Annotated in this window: 15 protein-coding genes and 1 tRNA gene; 2 read left to right on the top strand and 14 right to left on the bottom strand. The window is 63.8% G+C overall.

The genetic code is table 11. From position 1 onward, the window contains the following. Positions 1–3 precede the first annotated feature (3 nt). A tRNA-Gly gene (locus SADO_RS04220) sits at positions 4–79 on the bottom strand. A 195-nt stretch (positions 80–274) separates the two neighbouring features. Here SADO_RS04220 and SADO_RS04215 point away from each other — a divergent pair. Together SADO_RS04215 and SADO_RS04210 are read left to right on the top strand one after the other, a co-directional pair. Continuing rightward, positions 275–1,168: a TIGR01777 family oxidoreductase gene (locus SADO_RS04215; protein ID WP_353109481.1), complete on the top strand. Its 894-nt coding sequence runs from the start codon at positions 275–277 to the stop codon at positions 1,166–1,168. Positions 1,169–1,172: 4 nt separating this feature from the next. Continuing rightward, complete coding sequence (locus tag SADO_RS04210; protein WP_353109480.1) at positions 1,173–2,582, top strand: FAD-binding oxidoreductase; 1,410 nt, start codon at positions 1,173–1,175, stop codon at positions 2,580–2,582. Between the two features lie 33 nt (positions 2,583–2,615). Here the strand turns inward: SADO_RS04210 and nuoN are convergent, their stop codons facing one another. Genes nuoN through ndhC form a run of 13 tightly spaced genes read right to left on the bottom strand, consistent with a single transcriptional unit; the run spans position 2,616 to position 17,294 of the window. Continuing rightward, positions 2,616–4,070, bottom strand: coding sequence for an NADH-quinone oxidoreductase subunit NuoN (nuoN, locus tag SADO_RS04205; protein ID WP_353109478.1), 1,455 nt, complete (start codon positions 4,068–4,070; stop codon positions 2,616–2,618). A gap of 12 nt (positions 4,071–4,082) precedes the next feature. After that, on the bottom strand, positions 4,083–5,609 hold the full coding sequence (gene nuoM / locus SADO_RS04200; protein WP_353109476.1) for an NADH-quinone oxidoreductase subunit M: 1,527 nt from the start codon (positions 5,607–5,609) through the stop codon (positions 4,083–4,085). A gap of 12 nt (positions 5,610–5,621) precedes the next feature. Next, the gene (gene nuoL, locus SADO_RS04195; protein WP_353109474.1) at positions 5,622–7,469 is read right to left on the bottom strand and encodes an NADH-quinone oxidoreductase subunit L; all 1,848 of its coding nucleotides are present in this window, start codon (positions 7,467–7,469) and stop codon (positions 5,622–5,624) included. Then, on the bottom strand, positions 7,466–7,774 hold the full coding sequence (gene nuoK, locus SADO_RS04190; protein WP_353109472.1) for an NADH-quinone oxidoreductase subunit NuoK: 309 nt from the start codon (positions 7,772–7,774) through the stop codon (positions 7,466–7,468). Before nuoK ends, nuoL begins: the two co-directional genes overlap by 4 nt. Further along, the gene (gene nuoJ / locus SADO_RS04185) at positions 7,771–8,328 is read right to left on the bottom strand and encodes an NADH-quinone oxidoreductase subunit J (protein ID WP_353109470.1); all 558 of its coding nucleotides are present in this window, start codon (positions 8,326–8,328) and stop codon (positions 7,771–7,773) included. Before nuoJ ends, nuoK begins: the two co-directional genes overlap by 4 nt. Before the next feature lie 11 nt (positions 8,329–8,339). Then, on the bottom strand, positions 8,340–8,855 hold the full coding sequence (gene nuoI, locus SADO_RS04180; RefSeq protein ID WP_209060715.1) for an NADH-quinone oxidoreductase subunit NuoI: 516 nt from the start codon (positions 8,853–8,855) through the stop codon (positions 8,340–8,342). A 49-nt stretch (positions 8,856–8,904) separates the two neighbouring features. Next, a complete protein-coding gene (gene nuoH, locus SADO_RS04175; protein WP_353109469.1) occupies positions 8,905–9,882 on the bottom strand; it encodes an NADH-quinone oxidoreductase subunit NuoH in 978 nt (325 codons plus the stop codon). Next, positions 9,882–12,566: an NADH-quinone oxidoreductase subunit NuoG gene (nuoG, locus tag SADO_RS04170; protein ID WP_353109468.1), complete on the bottom strand. Its 2,685-nt coding sequence runs from the start codon at positions 12,564–12,566 to the stop codon at positions 9,882–9,884. Before nuoG ends, nuoH begins: the two co-directional genes overlap by 1 nt. Before the next feature lie 14 nt (positions 12,567–12,580). Continuing rightward, positions 12,581–13,897 carry an NADH-quinone oxidoreductase subunit NuoF gene (gene nuoF, locus SADO_RS04165; protein ID WP_353109467.1) on the bottom strand — a complete coding sequence of 439 codons (1,317 nt, stop codon included), beginning with the start codon at positions 13,895–13,897 and terminating at the stop codon, positions 12,581–12,583. A 23-nt stretch (positions 13,898–13,920) separates the two neighbouring features. Further along, on the bottom strand, positions 13,921–14,388 hold the full coding sequence (nuoE, locus tag SADO_RS04160) for an NADH-quinone oxidoreductase subunit NuoE (RefSeq protein WP_353109465.1): 468 nt from the start codon (positions 14,386–14,388) through the stop codon (positions 13,921–13,923). Next, positions 14,385–16,133, bottom strand: coding sequence for an NADH-quinone oxidoreductase subunit C/D (gene nuoC / locus SADO_RS04155; RefSeq protein ID WP_353109464.1), 1,749 nt, complete (start codon positions 16,131–16,133; stop codon positions 14,385–14,387). The genes nuoE and nuoC overlap by 4 nt, the downstream gene beginning before the upstream one ends. Then, entirely contained in the window at positions 16,133–16,789 is a 657-nt protein-coding gene (locus SADO_RS04150) for a NuoB/complex I 20 kDa subunit family protein (RefSeq protein ID WP_353109462.1), read from the bottom strand. The genes nuoC and SADO_RS04150 overlap by 1 nt, the downstream gene beginning before the upstream one ends. Before the next feature lie 58 nt (positions 16,790–16,847). Further along, complete coding sequence (gene ndhC, locus SADO_RS04145; RefSeq protein ID WP_353109461.1) at positions 16,848–17,294, bottom strand: NADH-quinone oxidoreductase subunit A; 447 nt, start codon at positions 17,292–17,294, stop codon at positions 16,848–16,850. Positions 17,295–17,414 lie beyond the last annotated feature (120 nt).

The raw sequence follows: 17,414 nt of genomic DNA, 5'->3' as shown, positions 1-17,414 counted from the left end.
CTGTGGAGCGGCGGACGAGATTCGAACTCGCGACCTCGACCGTGGGAGGGTCGCGCTCTACCAACTGAGCTACCGCCGCGGCACCCGCACAGCTAACGTCATCTCTCGATCTTTTGCAAGCGTCGGCGCGGCGCTTTTCGCAACGCGCCGGGCGGCGCTTGCGTATCCAGATACGAGTTAACGAAATCGCTGGCAGCGCAAGCGATAGCGGCATAGGCTGGATACGCCGGATCGCGATGACCGGAATCGGCTTCAACAGGTGATGAGGTGTTCGATGAACAAGGCGTTGATCACAGGCGGCACCGGTTTTGTCGGCCGACACCTGTGCACGTCGCTGCTGACCGACGGCTGGTCAGTGGAAGTGGTCACGCGGGATACCGCCGCCGCGGCGCGAGTGTTGCCGGAAGGCGCGATGCCGGTGGCGGCCCTCAAGGTCGCCCAGCCGGCCGATGTGGTGATCAATCTCGCGGGCGAGAACCTCGCGGACGGGCGCTGGACCGAGTCGCGCAAGCGCGAAATGCGCGAAAGCCGGCTCCGGATCACCCGCGAGCTAACCGAAGTCATCGACAACTGGCCAAATCAGCCACAGGTACTGGTCAGCGGGTCGGCGGTCGGCTACTACGGCGCGCGCGGCGATGACGTGCTCGACGAGCGCGAGCCGCCGGGCGACGAGTTCCAGTCGGAACTGTGCGTAGCCTGGGAGCAGGCGGCACGCCGGGCCGAGGCGCAGGGCGTGCGGGTATGCCGTATCCGTACCGGTATCGTTCTCGGCGCCGACGAGGGCGCGCTGGCCAAGATGATTACACCGTTTCGGTTCGGGCTTGGCGGCCACTTCGGCAACGGCCACCAGTTCATGCCGTGGATTCATATTCGCGACGAGGTGGCGGCGATCCGTTTCCTAGCCGAAAACCCTGAATGCAGCGGTGCCTTCAATCTCACCGCGCCACGGCCCGTTTCGAACCGCGAGTTCACGACGACGCTTGCGCGCGTCTTGCACCGGCCCAAGCTGGCCTGGGTGCCCGGGCCGATGCTGAAACTGATGGTGGGCGAGATGGCACATCTTCTGCTCACCGGCCAGCGGGCCATTCCAGACGCACTCGAGCGCGCGGGTTTCAATTTTGAATTCAAGACATTGCAGCCGGCGCTGAGCGATTTGCTCGGCGATTGAGCCTATGGCCGAACAGATTATCGCCGCACTCGAAAAGATAGTCGGCGCCAACCAGGTATTGCGCGGGGATCGAGCGAAACCCTATCTGACCGAATGGCGGCGCGCCTTCCAGCCGGTGGCGCTCGCTGTCGTCCGACCTGGCAATACCGGCGAGGTCGCAGCGCTGGTGCAGAGCTGTGCCGACTTCGATTGTGCCGTGGTGGCCCAGTCCGGCAATACCGGACTGGTCGGCGGGTCGGCGGCAAGCGACGCGCGCCGGCATGTGATCGTGAATCTCGAACGCATGGACCGGGTGCGCGAAATCGATGCCGATAACGCGACGATGACCGTCGAGGCCGGCTGTACGCTCGCCGACGCACAGCAGGCCGCGGCCGATGCGGGCCTGTATTTCCCGCTCACCCTGGCTTCGCGCGACCGGTGCCGGATCGGTGGCAATCTCGCCACCAATGCCGGCGGGCTGAATGTCGTTCGCTACGGAAATACCCGCGATCTGGTGCTCGGCCTGGAAGTCGTGCTGGCCGATGGGCGGGTCTGGCATAACCTGAGCGGACTGCGAAAAGACAACAGCGGTTTCGACCTCAACGACCTGTTCGTCGGCAGCGAGGGTGCGCTCGGCGTGGTCACCGCGGCGGTGTTCAAGCTATACGACCCTGTCGTGCAGCAGGTCACGGCGCTGTTCGCGCTCGACGCGCCGGAGCAGGCAGTCGCCTTGCAGCGACGCCTGATTGCAGCGTCCGGGCACAATCTCACCGGTTGCGAACTGATGTCGCGACAGGCGGTGTCGCTGGCCTGCACGCATATCGAGGGCTGCCACGAGCCGTTCGAGGTGGATCACGACTGGTATCTGCTTGTGGATCTGGCCAGCTCGGCACAGGGCCATTGGCTGCACGAAGTAATGGCCCAGGTGGTCGAGCATGCACGGCGCGACGGGCTGCTCTCAGACGTGGTCATTGCGCATGACGACGAGCGCGCGGCGGCCCTGTGGCATCTGCGTGAGTCGCTGCCGCCCGCACAAGTGGCCGAAGGGGCATCGATCAAACACGACATCTCGCTGCCGATCTCGAAGTTGCCGATGTTTCTTGCGCGAGCGCTACCGGCGGTGCGAGAGGCGCTGCCGGGCGTGCGGCCGTGCCCGTTCGGCCACGTCGGCGACGGCAATCTGCATTTCAATCTGTCGAAACCGGCAGGCGCCGACGATGAGACGTTTCTCGCGCAATCGGAGACGGCCCACACCGTGGTGCACGATATCGTGGCCGAGATGGGCGGTTCGATCGCGGCCGAGCACGGCATTGGCCGGCTTAAGGTCGAGGCGCTTTCGCGCTACAAGCAACCGGTCGAGCGGGACATGATGCGTGCTATCAAGGCCGCGCTCGATCCCGACAACCGGCTCAACCCGGGGGTGATTGTCGACTGACCCGGCTTGGGTCAGCTCGACGCGACACCCCCTCTAGCCGCTGGCCATGCCGGCTGCGTTGACCAGCGCAATCAGCGGTTGCGGGTAGATTCCGAAGAAGGCGACAGCGGCGGCAAGCAGCAGCACCATGATGCCGCCGGACTGCTGGCCCCAGCCGGAAACCGCGTCGCGCCGGCTTTCGCCCGGCTCGTCGAGGAACATGATGACCATCATGCGCAGGTAGTAGTACAGGCCGATGGCACTGCCGGCCACGATGCCGCCCGCCAGCCACCACAGGCCGGATTCGACGGAAACCGCGATCACGTAGAACTTGCCGAGAAAGCCGGCGGTCATGGGGATGCCGGCCAGCGACAGCATCATCACCGTGAACACCGCGGCCAGATACGGCCGACGCCAGAACAGGCCGCGATAGTGATGCAGTGCGCCGGCGTCGGTGCCTGAATAGGGGCTGGAAACGAGCGTGACCACACCGAAGGCGCCGAGCGTGGTGGCGACATAAGTCGCGAGATACACGCCGACGGCTTCGGTGCCCAGATCGCCGCCGGCGACGATGGCGGTCATCAGATAGCCCAGATGCGCGATCGAGGAATAGCCGAGCAGACGCTTGACGTTGCGCTGTCGCAGGGCGAGCAGGTTGCCGATCATCATCGAGGCGAACGCGATCACGCCCATCAAGGTCAGCAGCCAGTCGTTGGCGGCCGGTGCGGCGAGGGTGAAGAAACGCAGCAGCAGGGCGAAGACCGCGACCTTGCTCACCGTGGCTAGGAACGCCGAGACGGGGCCGGGCGCGCCTTCGTAGACGTCCGGCGTCCAGACATGGAACGGCACGAGCGACAGCTTGAACGCGAGTGCGACGACCATCATGCCGACGCCGATCAGAACCCACGACTGGTGCGCGCCGCCGTTGGCCATGCCGTCGACCAGGCCCACATATTCGAGCGAGCCGGAGGCCGCGTAGAGCAGCGCCATGCCGAACAGCAGGAAGGCGGACGCCGCGCCCGAGAGCACCATGTACTTCAGGCCGGCTTCTAGCGAAATACGATCCCGGTAGGCATAGGCGACCATGCCGTAAAGCGGGACCGACAGCAGTTCAAGGCCAATGAACAGCGAGGCGAAATGCCGGCTTGCGATCAGCGCCAGTGCGCCGCCGGCCGAGCACAGCAGTAGCAGATAGAACTCTTCGCGCCGGTCCGGAAGCGTTTCGAGATAGGCATGGGCCAGCGTCGTACACGCCAGCGAGGCGACAAGCACTATGGCGCCGAACAGCACCGAGAAGTCGTCGATGATGAACAGCGGCGTGACCTGGATCGGGGTGACCTGCAGCACGCCGATCAGCGACAGCAGCGCCGCGTTCAAGCCGATCACGGTCAGCGTGGCCGCGGTGAAATGATGCCGGCGTACCGCGATTGCCAGCATCACGGTCACGATGGTGGCGCAAAGGATGAGCAGGGGCGCCAGCGCGAGCACATGGGTGAAGAACTGAGTCATGACGCCTTTCGCCTAACGGGTCGGCAACGGAGAGACGGCGAACCAGTCGGTGACCTCGGTCATCGCCGTCTGCGAGATATCAAGCACGGTATTCGGGAACAGCCCCACCCAGAGGGTGAGCACGAGCAACAGCAGCATCATGCTGTACTCGCGTGGGTCGAGCCCGCCCAGCGATGCTTCCGACTTGGGTGTGCCCCAGTACACGCGGTGCATGAGCACCAGCGAGTAGATGGCCGCGAGTATCAGCCCGCCGCTGGCGAGCACCACCACCCACGGCACGCTTTCGAAAGCACCGAACAGGATCAGGAACTCGCCGATGAAGTTACCGGTGCCGGGCATGCCCAGCGAGGCCATGACGAACACCAGCGCGAAGCCGGGTAGCGCGCCCATACGGCCGAACAGGCCGCCCATCTCGCTCATGTTGCGGGTATGGATACGCTCGTATATCTGACCGGAGATGATGAATAGCCCGGCCGCGGAGAACGCGTGGGCGACCATCTGCACGATCACGCCCTGTAGCGCGAGCAGCGTGCCGGAATAGATGCCGATGAGCACGAAGCCCATATGCGAGATGCTCGAACAGGCGATCAGGCGTTTGACGTCAGTCTGTGAGAAGGCGAGCAACGCGCCGTAGTAGATGCCCACGAGGCCGAGCGCCATCGCGACCGGCGCGAACTGCGCCGAGGCTTCCGGAAACAGCGGAATCGCGAACCGGAGCATGCCGTAGGCTGCAGTCTTGAGCAGGATGCCGGCCAGATCGACCGAACCGGCGGTCGGCGCCTGGGCATGAGCATCCGGCAGCCAACCGTGCAGCGGCACCACCGGCAACTTCACCGCGAAGGCGATGAAGAAGCCCAGCATCAGAACGTAGGAGATCGCGCCGGTCAGCGGCGTGTCACGCAGCACGACGTAATCGAAAGTGAACACGCCGGTCTGGCTGTAGTGGGCGAACACCAGGCCGAGGATTGAGACCAGCATCAGCAGGCCGCTGGCCTGGGTGTAGATGAAAAACTTCATCGCCGCGCCGATTCGGGTATTGCCCTTCGATCCGCTATGTCCCCATAGCGCGATCAGGAAATACATCGGCACCAGCATCATTTCCCAGAAGAAGAAGAACAGGAAAAGGTCGATGGCCAGGAACACGCCGATCACGCCGCCGATGATCCAGAGCAGGTTCAGATGGAAAAAGCCGATCCGGTTGGTGATCTCGCGCCACGAGCAGACCACGGCCAGCACGCCGAGAAAGCCGGTCAGCATGATCATGATCAGCGACAGGCCGTCGATCGCCAGATGGAAGGAGATGCCGAAGCGCTCGATCCAGCCGAGACGGAACTCGCGCACCCAGCTCGGCGAATCGCCCACCGTGCCGGCCAGCGAATAGTCGCCGGTCATCCACAGCCAGAGCGCGAGGCCGACCACGATAAGCATGGTCAGCAGCGCGATCCAGCGCGGCACCTGGGAAGGCGCATGGCGGCTCTCCAACTGCCAGCACAGCAGGCCGCCGATGAAGGGAACGAAAAGAAGCCAGCACAGGATCATTGAAAGCGTTCCTTATCCGAACAGCAGAGCCGCGAGCAGCACTGCGGCGCCGGCGAACAGCGATATGGCATACCAGCGCAGCCGGCCGTTCTGGGTCGTGACCAGCGCGCTATTGAGCATTAGCGCGAACTGCGGCGCGATATTGACCGTCGAGTTGATCCAGTCGCGCCGGTGCAGGCGGGTGAGCATCAGATAGGGGCGCACGAACACGAGGTCATAGAGCGTGTCGAAACCCCAGGCGTGATGCCAGAAGCGCCACAGGCGCATGCCGACCGGACCGGAGGCCATGTGTTCGGCCTTCTCGCGCTTGCCGAGGAACAGGGCGGCCGCCACGCCGAGGCCGACTATGGCCACTACGCTGGACAGCAGCTCGATGATGATCTTGATCGTGCCGTGCTCGCCGCCTTCATGCACCGGCAACACATCGGCCAGCGGCGGATGAATCCAGGCGCCAACGAAGGTCGAAAGAATGGCCAGCACGATCAGCGGCAGATGATGGGCGATGCCCGTGCCGGCGTGTGCGTGCAGCTTCTCCTCGCCATGGAAGGCGATGAAGATCATGCGGAAGGTATAGAGCGCGGTAAGGAACGCACCGGCCAGACCCGCGAACCACAGGATGTAGTGGCCGTTGGCGAACGACATCCAGAGGATCTCGTCCTTGGAGTAGAAGCCGGCGGTGATCAGCGGCAGGGCAGCCAGGGCCGCGCCGCCGATGATGAACACCCAGTAGTCCAGCGGTAGCCGCTTGCGCAGGCCGCCCATCTTGAAGATGTTCTGTTCGTGATGACAGGCGATGATCACCGAACCCGAAGCCAGGAACAGCAGCGCCTTGAAGAAGGCATGAATCATCAGATGAAAGATCGCGGCGTCCCAGGCGCCCACGCCCAGCGCCAGGAACATGTAGCCGATCTGGCTCATGGTCGAATAGGCCAGCACGCGCTTGATATCGGTCTGACAGAGCGCGGCAAAGCCAGCCAGCAGCAGCGTCAGCGCGCCGATCACGCCCACCAGCGTAAGCACCGCCGGAGCGAGCTCGAAGATGACGTGCGTGCGCGCGATCAGATAGACACCGGCGGTGACCATGGTCGCAGCATGAATCAATGCCGAGACCGGCGTGGGGCCGGCCATGGCATCGGGCAGCCAGGTCTGTAGCGGCAGCTGGGCCGACTTGCCGACCGCGCCGCCGAGCAGCAGCAGGGCGGCGATATTTGCCATCGTATCGCCTTCGGCCCAGGCCTTCGGCGCCTCTTCCAACAGCGTCTGGATATCCAGGGTGTCGAAGGTGGTGAACAGCAGGAACAGGCCGATGGCTAGGAACACGTCGCCGATACGGGTGATCAGGAACGCCTTGAACGCCGCCCAGGCGTTGGCCTCGTCCTTGTAGTAGTAGCCGATCAGCAGGTAACTGCACAGGCCCACGCCTTCCCAGCCGAGGAACAGCAGGAACAGGTTGTCGCCGAGCACCAGCAGCAGCATGGCGACGATGAACAGGTTCATGTAGGCGAAGAAGCGCCCCATGCCCGGTCCGCCTTCCAGGTCGTGCTTCATGTACCAGCCGGCGAACAGGTGGATTAGAAAACCCACCCCCGTGATCACGCCGAGCATGGTCGCCGACAGGCCGTCCAGATAGAGCGCGAAGGCGGGCGTGAAGTCGCCGACGGACACCCAGGTCCAGAGCGTCTGGCCATAGGCTTCGCCGCTGGCGGCAAAGCCGTAGATGATCATCGCCGAAACAAGCGCCGACAGGCCGATTGAGCCGGCGCCGATCGTCGCCGCGGCGCGATCGGACATACGCGGGAAGAACGACAGCGTCACGCTGCCGAGCAGGGGGAACAGGACTGTCAGGGCAAGCAGGTTCATCCGTGCATCTCGCTGGCGGCGTCGATGTCGATGGTCTTGAAGCGGCGATAGAGCTGCAGCAGCAGGCCGAGCCCGATGCTCGCCTCGGCGGCGGCGAGTGTGATGACCAGGATGAACATCACCTGGCCGTCGGGCGCGCCGTGGGCAGAGCCGGCGACGATGAAGGCCAGCCCGGCCGAGTTCAGCATGATCTCGAGCGACATGAGGATGAACAGCGTGTTGCGGCGCGTGACCAGCCCGATCAGGCCGAGCGTGAACAGCAGGGCGGCCAGCACCATGCCGTGTTCCATGGGAATACCGCTCATTGTTCGCCTCCCAGGTGACGGCGTCCGCGGGCCGCGGCGACGCGCTTGCGTTCGGCGATGTCGCGATCGTCACGTCCCAGATGGGCCGCGACCACGAGTGCGGCCAGCAGCACGAAGGCCGCCAGCTCGACCACCAGTACGTACGGCCCGAACATCGCCCGGCCCACGCGCTCGGCCATGAGCGGCGTGCTGTCGACGGTGCCCAGAGAACTGCCGCCGGCCATGGCGGCCAACAGCACCGTGATCAGCACCACGCCGAGCACGCCCGGCCCGATCCATATCCGCGGCGCCATCCAGGTTCGTTCCCGGGCGACGGTTTCGTCGTTGAGATTGAGCATCATGATCACGAACACGAACAGCACCATGATCGCGCCGGCATAGACAATCACTTCCAGCGCGGCCGCAAACGGCGCGCCCAGCGTGTAGAACACGATCGCCACCGATAGCAGCGACATGATCAGATACAGCAGCGCATGCACCGCGTTCGAGCAGGTAATCACCCGTGCGGTCGCGGCAACGGCAACGATGGCAGCGAGATAGAATGCGAATTCCATTTGCCCGGCCCCTAGGGAAGCAGCGTCTTGACGTCGATGGGCGCCGACTCGTTCTCGGCCTCGCCCTTGTCCTTGCCGCCCACGGCCATGCCGGCGACGCGATAGAAGTTGTAGCCCGGGCGCTTGCCGACGCCGGAGATGGTCAGATCGGATTTCTCGTAGACCATGTTCTGGCGGTCGAACTCACCCATCTCGAAATCGGGGGTGAGCTGGATGGCGTAGGTCGGGCAGGCTTCCTCGCAGTAGCCGCAATAGATGCAGCGCGAGAAGTTGATCCGGAAACTCTCCGGATACCAGCGCCCGGTCTCGTCCTCGCCCTTGACCACGCTGATGCAGTCCACCGGGCAGGCCACGCTGCACAGGTTGCAGGCGACACAGCGTTCGGCGCCGTCCGGGTCGCGCGTGAGCACGATACGCCCGCGATAACGCGGCGGTAGGTACGGCTGCTCTTCCGGATACAGCACCGTATCGCGCTTGCGAAAGGTGTGCATCAGGGTCATCCAGATGGTGCGCAGGACACTCAGCATAAGCGACTCGAGCAACGACAATGATTGGCGGTCTTCACGGTCAAGATATTCATGACTGCGCCACCACGACAGCGCCGGTTATGGCGACGTTGACCAGGGTGATGGGCAGCAGGATCTTCCAGCCGAAAGCCATGAGTTGGTCGTAGCGTGGCCGTACCGTGGCGGCGCGTAGCAGCACGAAGAACACGATGAAGAAACCCGCCTTCAACGCGAACCACACGAAGCCGGGCAGGATCGGGCCCAGCCAGCCGCCGAAGAACAGCACCGTCACCAGGCAGGAGATCAACACGATACCCAGATACTCGCCCACGAAGAACATGCCGAACTTCATGCCCGAGTATTCGGTGTGATAGCCGGCAGTCAGCTCCTGTTCGGCCTCCGGCAGGTCGAACGGTGCGCGGTGAATCTCGGCGCAGCCGGCGATGAAGAAGATCACGAAGGCCGGGAACTGCGGAATGACGTTCCACATGCCGGCCTGGGATTCGACGATCTCGCGCAGGTCGAAGCTGCCGGCCAGCAGAACCACGCCGAGCAGGCTCAGCCCCATGAAGACCTCGTAGGAGATCATCTGGGCGGCGGTACGCATCGCTCCGAGCAGGGCGTATTTATTGTCAGAGGACCAGCCAGCGAGAATCACCGAGTACACGCCTAGCGAACTCATGGCGAGGATGAACAGAATGCCGATGTTCATATCCACCACGCCGAGCGTTTCGCTGAACGGAATGACGGCGAAAGCCATGATGGTGGTGAACATGATGATCGCGGGTGCGATCACGAACACCGCCTTGTCGGCGAAGGGCGGAATCCAGTCTTCCTTGAAGAAGATCTTGATCATGTCGGCCGCAACCTGAAGGATGCCGAACGGCCCCACCCGGTTGGGCCCATAGCGGTCCTGCCAGAGGCCGAGCAGGCGCCGTTCCACCCAGATCAGCAGCGCAGCGGAGATCACCACCGCGAGCAGGATCGCGATGGTCTCGAACGCGGTCAGCGCGATATCGAGCAGGGTGTCGGTACTGACGCCGAACATCAGGGATTGACCTCCGCCGGCAGACGTACGCCCATCAGCCCGTGCGCGCCGATCGGTACGCCGATGGTCTGGTCGGGCATGCTCGGATCGATGGTCACCGGCAGCGAATGGATCTCGCCGTCGATGGTCAGGCGCAGGGTGTCGGCCGCAGCCAGCCCGAGCGACTTCGCGGCCGCTTCGTTAACCGTGAACCAGGCCCTCGGCATACGTTCCTGAATCGCCGGCGCCTTGGCCGACTGCGATTCACTGCCGAAGATGTGATAGCGGGGGATCGCCTGCCAGCCCTTGACCAGCTTGGGCTCGGCGGGTGAGTAAGCGGGCACGCTGGCATCGACCTTGAGCAGGCGTGTGCCGGGATCGCCACCTTTGAGATGGCCACCCACTTCATCCTGAAAACGGGTGATCGCGGCCTGGTTCGAATCCCAGCCCGGCGCCCAGGCATAGGACATCAAGGCCGGCGGCTGCTCGCTGCCGTGATAGCCCTCCATGGAGTAGGCCAACGGCGAGTCGGCATCGACTTCCGGGCGTTTCTCGCGCACGTCGACGTTGGCATACAGCGCGGTACGGCCGGAGAAGCGATGCGGGCTGCGCGGAAAACGCATGCCCGACTTGCGGAAGCTCGTGCTTGGCGCGGCCTCCTTGATGCCGGTGAACTGCGGGCACTCGGTCTCGATCGCATCGATCAGGTCGTCCATGCCGTGCCAGTGCACCGGCTTGCCGACCGCACGGTTGAGGTCGGCACACCAGCGCCAGCCTTCCTGCAGCGGCGCTTCCGGGATGAAGACCTGGAAGAAGCGCTGGGCACGGCCTTCGTTGTTGATCAGCGTGCCGTCGGATTCGGCAAAACTGCCGGCCGGCAGCACATAGTCGGCCTTGGCGATGGTCGCGGTCATGCTGTGATCCAGCACGATCAGGTTCTTCGCGGCCTTGATCGCGGCGTCGACCTTGCCCTGCTGGGCGCGCTCGTAGAGATCGTTCTGCATCACGACGAGCGTGTCGGCGCGGTTCGACGTGATCGCGTCGAATGCGTCGTCCACATCGCGATCGCTCATCATCGCCATGCCGAGACTGTTGGCCTCGCCCAGGGTGACGAACAGGCCGGCGTCGTCGTGCACGGATTCGAGCGCGCGCATCACGTTACCGGCGGCCGTCAGCACAGCCTCGCTGCCGAGGCTGGTACCGGCGACGATCAGCGGCTTCTTGGCACTCTTGAGTGCGGTCGCGATGGTCTCGGCGTGGGCACGGGTGGCGTCGTCGAGATCGGCCGGCATGGGCGCGGCGTCGTCGAGCATCGCTGCAACCGCAAAGCCGAGCTCGGCGATACGCGCCGGGCGCAGATGGAATAGTTCGGTGGCGACGTCGTCGAGACGGGTCGCGGCCGGTACCGCCATGAACAGCGGGCTGAAGAAGAAATGCCCCTCGTCACGTACGGCGCGGTTATGCCATTTCGGAATGTTGGCGGCCTTGGCCAGCTCGTAGCGCTTGTTGCGTACGGATTGGCGCAGGGCCAATGCCAGCCGCGGCGCGAACTGGGTGACGTCTTCGCCGAGGACAAACACCGCGTCGCAGGACTCGACTTCGCGCATCGTCGGCAGACGCCCGGCGTGGCCGCGCAGCAGCGACAGCGCTGCACGGCTGGCGTGGCTGTCCGGCGCGCTCATGCCGTTATGGAAATTGTCGGCACCGACCAGATGCCGGAGGGCGTAGTTGTCTTCCAGCGACGCGCGCGGCGAGCCGATGCCGACCAGCCCGTTCGCCTCGGCCAGCACGCTCTTGAGCGAGGCCAGCATGGCGTCCATGTCCCGCGGCTCGAGCACGCCGTTGGCGTCGCGCTGCAGGGGCTGGCGCGGACGGTCTTCGCGATTGACGAAACCGGCGCCGAAGCGGCCGCGATCGCAGAGGAAATAGTGGTTGATCTCGCCGTGGTAGCGGTTCTGGATGCGCTTGAGCACGCCCTGACGCGAGCCCGGGCTGGTGTTGCAACCCAGCGAGCAGTGGGTGCAGATGCCCGGGGCGTTCTGCATGTCCCATTTGCGGGTGTAATGCGCGCCGAGCGTCTTGTCGGTAAACACGCCGGTCGGGCAGACCTCGACCAGGTTGCCCGAGAACTCGCTGTTCAGCGGGCCATCGGCTTCACGGCCGAAATAGACATTGGAATGCGAGCCGAGCACACGAAGATCGTCGCCATCGGCATAGTCGCGGTAGTAGCGCACGCAGCGATAGCAGGCGATACAGCGGTTCATCTCGTGATTGATGAACGGGCCGAGATCCTGGTTGCGATGGGTCCGCTTGGGCCCGCGATAGCGCCGGCGCGTATGGCCGGTCATCAGGGTCATGTCCTGCAGGTGGCACTCGCCGCCTTCCTCGCAGACCGGGCAGTCATGCGGATGGTTGATCATCAACCATTCGACGACCTGGGCGCGGAAATCGCTCGATTCCTGATCGGCGATCGAGAAACAGCCGCCATCGCTGGCCGGCGTCATGCAGGCCATCACGATCTGGCCTTCGGTATCGTTTTCGTCCTTGTACTGCTTCACCGCGCACTGGCGACAGGCACCGACCGAATGCAGTTCCGGGTGCCAGCAGAAATAGGGCAGGTCGAAGCCCTTGGAGAGGGCGACCTTGAGCAGGTTGTCGGTGTCGTCCACCTCGAACTGCTTGCCGTCGATCTTGATCGTTGCCATCGCTAAACCGTGCGCTAGTGATTCGAGACCGCGTTCGCTGCCTGCGTGCTGTCCGGCGTCGTGGCGTCGTCGGGGATCAGCGCGGCGAGTTCGTCGCGGAAATACTTGAGGCCGGATTCGAGCGGGCCCATTGCACCCGGCGCATGGGCACAGAAGGTCTTGCCGGGGCCGAGCAGCTTGACGTGCAGGTCGAGCAGCTCGATATCGCCCGGGTTGCCCTTGCCGGCTTCGAGGTTGGTCAGGATGCGTTCCACCCAGGGCAGGCCGTCGCGACAGGGCGTGCACCAGCCGCAGGATTCCTGCGCATAGAAATGCTCGAGATTCTTGAGCACGCCGACAATCGGGGTCTGGTCGTCCATGACCACCATGGTCGCGGTGCCCAGCCGGCTGCCGACTGCGCCCACGCCGTCGTAGTCCATCGGCGTGTTCAGATGCTCCTGGGTGAGCAGCGGTGTGGAACCGCCGCCCGGCAACAGGGCCTTGAGCTCTCGTCCGCCACGGATGCCGCCGAAGTGGTCGAGCACCTCCGACAGCTTGGTGCCCAGAGGCAGTTCGACCAGGCCGGGACGTGCCACATGCCCGGACGCGCCAAAGATCTTGGTGCCGCCATCCTTGTGCAGGCCAAGCGATTGATACCACTCGGCGCCGTTGTTGATGATATGCGGGACGTTGCAGATCGTCTCGACGTTGTTGACCGTGGTGGGCTGGCCGAACAGGCCCGAAGCAGCCGGGAACGGCGGCTTGTGGCGCGGCACGGCACGTCGGCCCTCAAGCGCGGACAGCAGCGCGGATTCCTCGCCACAGATATAACGCCCGGCGCTCATATGCAGGTACATCTTGAGCTTGTAACCGGTGCCGAAAATGTCCTCGCCGAGATAGCCGGCCTCGGTGGCCTCGTCGATGGCGCGCTGGAGCTTGCGCTGGCATTCGGTGTATTCGCCGCGAATGAACACGTACGCGATATCCGCGCCGATCGCATAGCTGGAGATCGCCATCGCCTCGATGAACTGATGCGGGTCGCCCTCCATGAGCAGCCGGTCCTTGAAGGTGCCGGGCTCCATTTCATCGGCGTTGGCCACCATGTAGACATGGGCGGGACGTTTTTCGGGGTTGTCTTCGAAGCGCGGCATGAAGGACCACTTCATGCCGGTCGGGAAACCCGCGCCGCCACGGCCGCGCAGACCGGCTTCCTTGACCAGTGCCGCGACGTCGGTCGGCTTCATCTCCTGGACGACCTTCTTGTAGGCCTCCCAGCCGCCGGCCTTCTCGTATTCCGCGATCCACATGGGATCGCGGTTGTCGCGGATGTTCTTGGTTAGAACCTTTTCCATGCTCGCTTTTCCTCGGCTTGCGCCTAGGGGTACTCCGCCAGAATCGCGTCCACTCTCTCCGGTGTGAGCCGGCCGTGGTAATCGGTATTGATACGCATGGCCGGGCCGTTGTCGCAGTTGCCCAGACAGCAGATCGGCAGCAGGGTAAAGCGGTTATCCGGCGTGGTCTGGCCGAACTCAATGGCCAGCGTCTTCTTGAGGTACGCCAGGATTTCCTCGTACCCGGTCAGGTAGCAGGATATCGAATCGCAGATCATGATCACGTGCCGGCCGACCGGCTGGCGAAAGATCAGGTTGTAGAAGGTCGCCACCGCTTCCATCTGGGTCGGCGTGACGCCCACGACCGCAGCCGCGGCTTCCAGCGATTCGTCGGATACCCAGCCGCGATGTTCCTGCACGATCTTGAGCGCCTCGATGGTCGCGGCGCCCGGATCCTCGTACAGGGTCATCTCGTGCTGGATGGCCTCGATTTCGGTCTGCGAGAGTTTCATCGGTCCACGTCTGCCATCACGAAGTCAATCGAGCCGATGATCGCGACCAGATCCGCCACCAGGCCACCCTGCGAGATCAACGGGATCTGTTGCAGGTGGGCAAAGCTGGGCGTACGGATGCGCGTGCGATAGCTCATCGTATGCTTGTCGGAAATACTGTAGTAGCTGTTCAGGCCCTTGGTGCCTTCGACCATGCAGGACGATTCCATCGCCGGTAGCACAGGGCCCCAGCTCACGGTCAGAAAGTGTGCGATGAGCGTTTCGATGTCGTGCATCGTGCGCTCTTTCATCGGCGGCGTGGTCAGCGGGTGGTCGGCCTTGTAGTCACCGGACGGCATGTTCTTCATGCACTGCTCGATGATGCGACAGCTCTGGAACATCTCTTCGATACGGACGTCGAGCCGATCCTGGCAGTCGCCATTGGTGCCCAGCGGGACCTCGAAGTCGAAGTTCTCGTAGCCGGAGTAGGGCCGCGCCTTGCGCAGGTCGAAGTCCACGCCGGTCGCGCGCAGGCCGGCGCCGGTGATGCCCCAGTCGATCGCCTCATCCTGGGAGTAGGCGCCGATATGCTTGGAGCGCTTCACCAGCACGCTGTTGCGCGCCATGGCTTTCTTGTATTCGGCCAGCCGCGGCGGGAACCAGTCGATGAATTCCTTGACCTTGCGATCCCAGCCGTTAGGCAGGTCCATCGCGAGGCCGCCGATACGGAAGAAGGCCGGATGCATGCGGAAACCGCAGATCGCCTCGATCACGTCATAGGCCTTCTGGCGGTCCGAGAACATCCAGAAGATCGGGCTCATCGCGCCGATGTCCTGCACGTAGGTGCCGAAGAACATCAGGTGGCTGGTGATACGGAAGAACTCGCAGAGCATCACGCGTACGACCTTGACCCGTTCCGGCACCTGGATGCCGAGCACGTGCTCGAGGTTCATCACGTACGGCAGCTCGTTCATCACGCCGCCGAGATAATCCACGCGATCCGTATACGGAATATAGGTGTGCCAGGACTGGCGCTCGGCCATCTTCTCGGCGCCGCGGTGGTGGTAGCCGATATCCGGCACCGCACCAACGATCTCTTCGCCGTCGAGCTGAAGCACGATACGGAAAACGCCGTGCACCGACGGGTGGTTCGGGCCCATGTTGAGGAACATGAACTCGCTGTCCTCGGACTCGCGCTTCATGCCCCAGTCTTCGGGCTTGAACTGCAGTGCGTCTTCTTCCTCGTCCTGGCGCTTGGGATCGAGATGCAGCGGCTCGAACTCGGTGGCGCGCGCAGCGTGGTCCTTGCGCAGTGGATGACCTTTCCAGGTCGGCGGCATGAGAATCCGGCGCAGGTTCGGGTGCCCGTCGAAGGTGATCCCGAACATGTCCCAGACTTCGCGCTCGTACCAGTTGGCGTTGGGCCAGATATGGGTCGCGGTCGGGGTGGTGAGGTCGTCGTCGAACAGACTGACCTTGAGCCGAATCTCGGCAACCGGCGACAGGCTCAGCAGGTGGTAGACCACCGTGAAATCGCCGGCCGGCTGATTGATGCGATTTTCGCGCACGCGCTCGTCGATCGCGGTGATATCGAACAGCATCCGATAATGCGGTGTGCTGTCCTGGCGCAGGAACTTGAGCACGTCGCAGATCAGATCGCGGCCGATCCACAGCGTGGGCATGCCGTCCGCGGTGATCTGCTCGTGCAGGGCGCGCTCGCCGAAGCGTTCGGCCAGCTGCTGCTGAATGTTCACTCGATCCAGCATCAGACCGAATCCGGCGTACGCAGGGTAGTGGCCGAGAGGCGTTCGGTGCGCTTGCGATCACGCATGGATAGCTTGGGCCGCTGGGTCACGCCCTGCGGGCCGATCATCCAGGACAGCGGGCGCTTTTCCGCGCCGATGTTTTCCTGCAGCAGCAGCAGGCCTTCGAGGAAGGCCTCGGGCCGCGGCGGGCAGCCGGACACATACACGTCCACGGGCAGGAACTTGTCCACGCCCTGGACCACGGAATAGATGTCGTACATGCCGCCGGAGTTGGCGCAGGAGCCCATGGAGATGACCCAGCGCGGCTCCATCATCTGATCGTAGAGACGCTGGATCACCGGCGCCATCTTCAGAAAGCAGGTGCCGGCGATCACCATCACGTCCGACTGACGCGGGGTGGCACGGATGACCTCCGAGCCGAAGCGGGCCATATCGTGCGGTGCGGTCAGGGCGGTAGCCATTTCCACATAGCAGCAGGACAGGCCGAAGTTGAACGGCCACATCGAGTGCTTGCGGCCCCAGGCGACCATGTCGTCGAGCTTCGCGGTAACCACATTACGCGCCAGCGCGTCCTCGATCGTGCCGCCACTGGCGTCGTCGCCACCGGCCGAACCCGGTTTCGGATTCTTGTCAGTGCTCGTGAGTGACCATGCCATCAAAGATTGTCCTGTCGATGGTTCAATCGAAAATCGTGTTCATGAGCTCGACGCGTCTTCATGACGCGGAGTCGAGGTTGCGGCGACGGTTGCTCTCGATCGCGTCGAGGCGATACTGCCGCGGCGCCTTGGGCGCCCAGTCGAGTGCGCCGATGCGCCATTCGTAGATCAGGCCCAGTGTCAGCACGCCGAGGAAGAACAGGAATGCGAAGTAGCCGGGCCAGCCCAGCGCGGGCGCGGCGATGGCCCAGGAGAAGATGAAGACCACTTCGAGATCGAAGAGCACGAAGATGATCGCCACCAGATAGAACTTGGCCGAAAAGCGCATCCGGGCGCTGCCGGTCGGCTTGATGCCCGACTCGTACGGCTGATTGCCCAGGCGCGAGTTATGGCGGCCGCCCAGTACAGCCGATATGCCGAGCATGGCTAGAATCAGGCCCAGCGCACCGGCCGTGAAAAGCAGCAGGGGCCAAAGCACGACGGCTTGTTCGGTAGCGGCATCCATAACGTGTTCCTATTCTACGCGAAGCCATCGCGAACCGATGACCCCTCGCGAGCACTCGCGACGAGTAGTAGGTGCAGTGTACAGAAAGAAGCCGTAAGCCGGCGTCCCCTCGTAGCCAGC

Source organism: Salinisphaera dokdonensis CL-ES53, from assembly GCF_040361215.1.
Classification (GTDB): Bacteria; Pseudomonadota; Gammaproteobacteria; order Nevskiales; family Salinisphaeraceae; genus Salinisphaera; species Salinisphaera dokdonensis.
The sequence above is the reverse complement of the archived record's forward strand: the minus strand, read 5'-3'. Positions and strand labels throughout refer to the sequence as shown.

Coding starts and splice junctions, on each gene's coding strand:
- nuoJ (WP_353109470.1), bottom strand. CDS start 8,328: ATGGAATTCGCATTCTATCTCGCTGCCATCGTTGCCGTTGCCGCGACC.
- ndhC (WP_353109461.1), bottom strand. CDS start 17,294: ATGGATGCCGCTACCGAACAAGCCGTCGTGCTTTGGCCCCTGCTGCTT.
- nuoH (WP_353109469.1), bottom strand. CDS start 9,882: ATGTTCGGCGTCAGTACCGACACCCTGCTCGATATCGCGCTGACCGCG.
- SADO_RS04150 (WP_353109462.1), bottom strand. CDS start 16,789: ATGGCATGGTCACTCACGAGCACTGACAAGAATCCGAAACCGGGTTCG.
- nuoN (WP_353109478.1), bottom strand. CDS start 4,070: ATGACTCAGTTCTTCACCCATGTGCTCGCGCTGGCGCCCCTGCTCATC.
- nuoG (WP_353109468.1), bottom strand. CDS start 12,566: ATGGCAACGATCAAGATCGACGGCAAGCAGTTCGAGGTGGACGACACC.
- SADO_RS04215 (WP_353109481.1), top strand. CDS start 275: ATGAACAAGGCGTTGATCACAGGCGGCACCGGTTTTGTCGGCCGACAC.
- nuoE (WP_353109465.1), bottom strand. CDS start 14,388: ATGAAACTCTCGCAGACCGAAATCGAGGCCATCCAGCACGAGATGACC.
- nuoK (WP_353109472.1), bottom strand. CDS start 7,774: ATGAGCGGTATTCCCATGGAACACGGCATGGTGCTGGCCGCCCTGCTG.
- nuoC (WP_353109464.1), bottom strand. CDS start 16,133: ATGCTGGATCGAGTGAACATTCAGCAGCAGCTGGCCGAACGCTTCGGC.
- nuoM (WP_353109476.1), bottom strand. CDS start 5,609: ATGATCCTGTGCTGGCTTCTTTTCGTTCCCTTCATCGGCGGCCTGCTG.
- nuoI (WP_209060715.1), bottom strand. CDS start 8,855: ATGCTGAGTGTCCTGCGCACCATCTGGATGACCCTGATGCACACCTTT.
- SADO_RS04210 (WP_353109480.1), top strand. CDS start 1,173: ATGGCCGAACAGATTATCGCCGCACTCGAAAAGATAGTCGGCGCCAAC.
- nuoF (WP_353109467.1), bottom strand. CDS start 13,897: ATGGAAAAGGTTCTAACCAAGAACATCCGCGACAACCGCGATCCCATG.
- nuoL (WP_353109474.1), bottom strand. CDS start 7,469: ATGAACCTGCTTGCCCTGACAGTCCTGTTCCCCCTGCTCGGCAGCGTG.